Below are 4845 nucleotides of genomic sequence, written 5' to 3'. Positions count from 1 at the left end.
GATTTTTAAAATATGAATGGATTGAATTTAGCGCCTATAAAGACCGAAAGAGCCTCCTCGCTTACGTTAAAAAAGTGCTGGACAATTTTGGAGGCGAGTATGTAATTAATTTTGCCTAGGTACTTATTTGGAATGGCCTTTTTGACCTCGCTCACATAGGCGGGAGGAATGCCGAACTTAAAGAAACCAAGGGAGAAATCAACTAAATCGCCCCTTCTGAAGAGTTCCACCAGCGGATAGCGGTCTGTCTTGTAGGTGCGAACCTTGTGGTGCATCTCGACCATTAGTCCAATTTCCTCAGACCATTCCTGTTGCCCAGTTTCGGATAAGTACCTCTTTACTTCAGACACCGAAGGTGGGATGTAGTCCACGGTATGAGCCGACCAAAGACCTAGATCGTGAAAGCAGGCGGCGATCGCCAACTTGGTCTTTTCTTCTTCGGTGCAGGAATGGAGTGCCAGACAGAAATTGAACATTCGATAGACATGACCCCTGTAACCCAAGTAGTCATCACCGATTCGGTCTTTCCATGCAGCGAGAATTTCTTCTATGAGATCGTTCTTGGTCTCTATGTCCATGCACGCTCTTAGTTCGTAGATTATCTATTTATTGGCATTGTAACCCATTGGAAAAAGCTCCGAATAGATCAAGCCAAAGTCAGGTGCGTTACTTAACGCGCCTTTTTGCTTTTGATCATGGTGAATTTGTGGTTGTTGTGCGTTGCGCTAACACATCCTGCCTTGCTGCTATTCTGGTCAGTTATTCTTTACAGTAATCAGACGCGATCGCAGATGCAGCAGGATCAACAGTTTCCCAGTGTCGGTAGTCAGACTAAAGGGCTTTTGGTTAATGCCGATGGTTCTGTGGATATCTATTTCGGGCCGAAACCGCCTGCTGGCAAGGAGAATAATTGGGTACAAACAATTCCTGAAACGGGTTGGAATACGATTCTTCGGCTTTATGGCCCGCTTGAGCCTTGGTTTGACAAGACTTGGCGACCAGGGGAAATCGAGTTGTTCAAATAGTCCTATCTAGGATATGGCTGAATCGCCGATTTGTTGCTTGGGTTGAGGTGATGAAATTCGGCGATCACACTTCATTCAGAGAGAATGATTGCAGTAACTCGACAATGAGGTTATTATTTCTCGTAGTTGCTTCGCGTTCCTTCACCCAACCCAAAAGATCAGCGATCGCAATCAAGGAGATTCTTTTGAGGACGCAATCGCAAACATCACAGAAGCGATCAAATTATATCTTGAAAATTTACGCGCTGATAATCCTGTAAATTTATGAAAACCCTGAAAATTTAAATTTTTGAATCGGAGAGTTATATTAATGATTAAAGTATCTATTTTTAATCTCAATATTCTGTTAGGCTTGTTAACGGCTTATCTTAATATAAATGTCATTGTACCAGTTGTAGCACAAAAAATTGATGGTGAAACTTCTTCTCATAAAGTAAGAGGTAATAGTTGTGTCAATTTTCGAGCGGAACCATCAATAAATGCCACGATTATTCATTGTTTGAAATCAGGTACTTATATTGACGTTGTTCGGATTCCACCTACAGGAAAGTTTGCTTGGAGTAAAGATGAAGCAGATCGTCTTTGGTATTTGGTATTTGATCAAGATACTAAACTACAAGGATGGGTGATGCCTGACTGTATTGATATTTTTGAAGAAACAAGTTCAACAAGTTGCGCTGATTATGGTTCTAATAAACCGACTCCTTATCCACCCGAATCTTTAGGAAATCTAGATTACTACCAGTTCCGTTACGACGATTTCATTAAAAGAAATCCTGGCAAAGAAGCACCAGATTATTACTTAGGATTTGGAGATAAATATCTGAATATATTTGTGAAGGATACATCTCCTACTCTTACTGCAAAAGGACAGCAATTTATCAAAGAAGTAGGTAAAGCTTTACAACAGAAAATAGAAGATAAATTAGTCGCTAATCCTGATGCTTTTGGAGAATTAGAGCTTAATCCCGATTCCTTCCGTAAATTTGCTTATGGAACACATCCAGATGCTTACTGTGAATCAGGCTGGGGAAAATTACCCAGAACTGATCGAGAGAAAATTATAGAAGCTATAGACTGGAAAGATAAGTATAGGTCTGTCAACGGTTGGGAGTCAATGATAGGACTTATCAATAGGTGTACTGAAATAGGCACAATAGACATGATAATCGATGGAATACCGGGATCAACGCCTTTGGAAAAGAGCCTATTTGTTTTGAGTGTAATTAGCTTCACGGGTTTAGGATTACGAGGACTATTTTTCTGGATAACTCGCTTGTTCTAATTTTCATGAACTTATCGCCTTATCGCCAAAATCATCAATCATGTAAGTGCGATCGCTGATCTTGTAGGTTGGGTTGAGGTGACGAAACCCAACATTGCCTTTATTTCTGACCTTAATTTTTTGGGTTTCACTTCGTTCAATCCAATCTACATTTTATTCGATACCAACTATTAGTGACAAAACCCAACATTGCCTTTATTTCTGACCTTAATTTTTTGGGTTTCACTTCGTTCAATCCAACCTACATTTTATGGTTCTTCGGTTTTTCTTATGCAACAGAAAGGATTATAAGAGATGAAACCCAACATTGCCCTTATTTCTTACCTTAATTTTTTGGGTTCCACTTCTACATTTTATTCCATACCAATATCACTATCAAAGATCAGCCTTTCTGAAGCTCCCCACATCTGATTATAAATTCCTTCTTCAACCTAACGGTGAAAACTGGAATATTGCCAATCTTTCGGAGCGTTTACTAATCCATGATGCACGGGATTATAATGGATGTATTCGAGATGATTAACAAAATCTCGATCGCCGTAGGCGCGCCCTTGGCGACCATCTCGAACTTGATGCTCCCAAAAGCGACGTTGCCAAATAGCCTTTTCTCCTTTATGTTGTCGAGATGTTGAAATTTTACCCTGATATTGAGAATGACATTGACGGCTAAAATAACTTTTAATTAATCGCCAACGAGTTGAAAAATCTGCATCCGTTTCAGGCCATGTCCAAAGAGCATGAATGGGAGCTGGTAAAATGACAATAGCATCAATCTTAAAATGATGTTGTCGCATAACATATTTAAAAGCATTTCGTAGTCAATCCACATTTTCAGGTTCACACAAAATTCTGTGACGATTGTATGTCACAACTGTAAAAAAATAAGTGGCTTTAGGTGTTTTTGCTCTACGGTATTGCATCAAGTTAGAATAACATTTATTGGATTGGTGTTTACGCAACTGGCGTTGGGTTTCGTGCCTCAACCCAACCTACCAAACTGTTTATTCTCTCCTTAAAAAAGTGATTTCTGCGTCATTATTCAGTAATAGATAAATGCTTTAAAATTTTAACAATTTGTTCTTCTGTGCGAGTTTTACGCTCAGATAATACTGCTAATTGATGATAATATAGCGTTTCCTAAGCTAGTGAGGTACACCTATTTTTCTTCCCTTTTGCCTTTTGCCTCTTGCATGAGTGCCTAAAACCCATAACTTTTGTACCTCAGCAGACTGAAAAACGCTATAATCGGCCTGAACTTCGTAAAAATTGGATTGGGCTGCCGCAATTCTGCCCAAGTATTGATATAGCTGGCCACGTTCTGCTCGTCGTTCTTCTCTATCTGCTGCGATCGCCTATCGCTCAGTTGCCATTGCATCGGATAAAACCGCAATAGATTTGGCATTAGACTCAATTAGTTGTTTCAATTGATCATCAGTCATAAGCTAGTGTAGAACGTAGGTCGGGTTGAAGCATGAAACCCAACGCCCGCTCATGTTACGCTACCGCTAACCCATCCTACAAATAATTCTGCCTCCCTACTTACTAAATCCGTTGAGTATAGGTTACATATCAGGAGAGACAAAAGGCAATTTAAATGCGCGGGCAGCTTAGAACTTACCTGAACAAAAGCCCCCAGAAAACATCACTTTCTAGGGGTCTAATTACAATTGACGGAAAACAAACTTATAGGGGGGTTAACCTCCAGCTACCGCAGGAACGATACTGACTTCATCGCCATCTTTTAAGGGGGTTTTTGTCCCATCGAGGAAGCGAATATCTTCGCTGTTGACGTAGAAATTTAAAAAGCGCCGGGGTGCGCCCTCTTCATCGCATAAGCGGGCCTTAATACCGGGGAAACTTGCTTCTAAGGATTCGATTAAACCACCGACACTACTAGCACTACACTCGATGGTAGCGTTATTTTCTGTAAATTTTTGCAGGGGAGTAGGAATGAGAACTTTTACAGCCATAGATATCAAGGAAAAAGTGGAAAGGACAGTAAGCTGTCCGCGAATTTAAATTGCTTGTGGAGATGGGGCAAGAGGATAATCACCCCATCATCCCTTAGTATCAATTCTAGACGAGAACCTGTTGCCATTCGAGGCGTTCGAGGGTGCGGGAACGTTCCAAGGCCCGTTCAAAGCTTTCTAATTTCGGTTCGATTAACAGGGGTTCACCGATATAACCCTGTACCGCTTCTTGGGTTTTTAGACCATTACCGGTGATATAAACGACCGTGGTTTCTTCGGGGTCGATTTTACCCGCTTCTACTAATTTTTTCAAGACAGCGATAGTCGTACCGCCCGCAGTTTCCGTGAAAATGCCCTCCGTTTCTGCCAAAAGTTTAATACCTTCGATAATTTCGGCATCGGTGACGGATTCAATATTACCGCCAGTTTTACGGGCAATATCAAGGGCATAAACACCATCGGCGGGATTACCAATAGCGATCGATTTGGCGATAGTATTGGGTTTAACTGGGGCGACAAAATCCCGTCCTTCCTTGAAAGCTTGGGCAATGGGGGAACAACCCTC

5 protein-coding genes and 2 pseudogenes are annotated in these 4845 nt (G+C 41.1%); 4 read left to right on the top strand and 3 right to left on the bottom strand.

Annotated features, from left to right (window positions below):
* From PX481_RS01355 to PX481_RS01340, 4 genes and pseudogenes are all read left to right on the top strand, one after another.
* Positions 1-119, top strand: a pseudogene (locus PX481_RS01355) (IS630-like element ISMae24 family transposase); the annotation flags it as partial.
* Between the two features lie 279 nt (positions 120-398).
* Positions 399-590, top strand: coding sequence for a hypothetical protein (locus tag PX481_RS01350; protein ID WP_288093283.1), 192 nt, complete (start codon positions 399-401; stop codon positions 588-590).
* Between the two features lie 105 nt (positions 591-695).
* Positions 696-1025: a DUF1214 domain-containing protein gene (locus tag PX481_RS01345; protein WP_002757910.1), complete on the top strand. Its 330-nt coding sequence runs from the start codon at positions 696-698 to the stop codon at positions 1023-1025.
* A gap of 310 nt (positions 1026-1335) precedes the next feature.
* On the top strand, positions 1336-2310 hold the full coding sequence (locus PX481_RS01340; protein ID WP_002757908.1) for an SH3 domain-containing protein: 975 nt from the start codon (positions 1336-1338) through the stop codon (positions 2308-2310).
* A gap of 353 nt (positions 2311-2663) precedes the next feature.
* On the opposite strand, the pseudogene PX481_RS29990 reads toward PX481_RS01340, so the two are convergent.
* From PX481_RS29990 to PX481_RS01325, 3 genes and pseudogenes are all read right to left on the bottom strand, one after another.
* Positions 2664-3230, bottom strand: a pseudogene (locus PX481_RS29990) (REP-associated tyrosine transposase).
* Between the two features lie 774 nt (positions 3231-4004).
* Positions 4005-4280, bottom strand: coding sequence for a MoaD/ThiS family protein (locus PX481_RS01330; RefSeq protein ID WP_002757903.1), 276 nt, complete (start codon positions 4278-4280; stop codon positions 4005-4007).
* A 106-nt stretch (positions 4281-4386) separates the two neighbouring features.
* On the bottom strand, positions 4387-4845 hold a 459-nt coding region (locus PX481_RS01325), incomplete at its 5' end, for a threonine synthase (protein WP_288093278.1).

It is taken from the genome of Microcystis sp. M53603_WE2, from assembly GCF_030065435.1.
The sequence above is the reverse complement of the archived record's forward strand: the minus strand, read 5'-3'. Positions and strand labels throughout refer to the sequence as shown.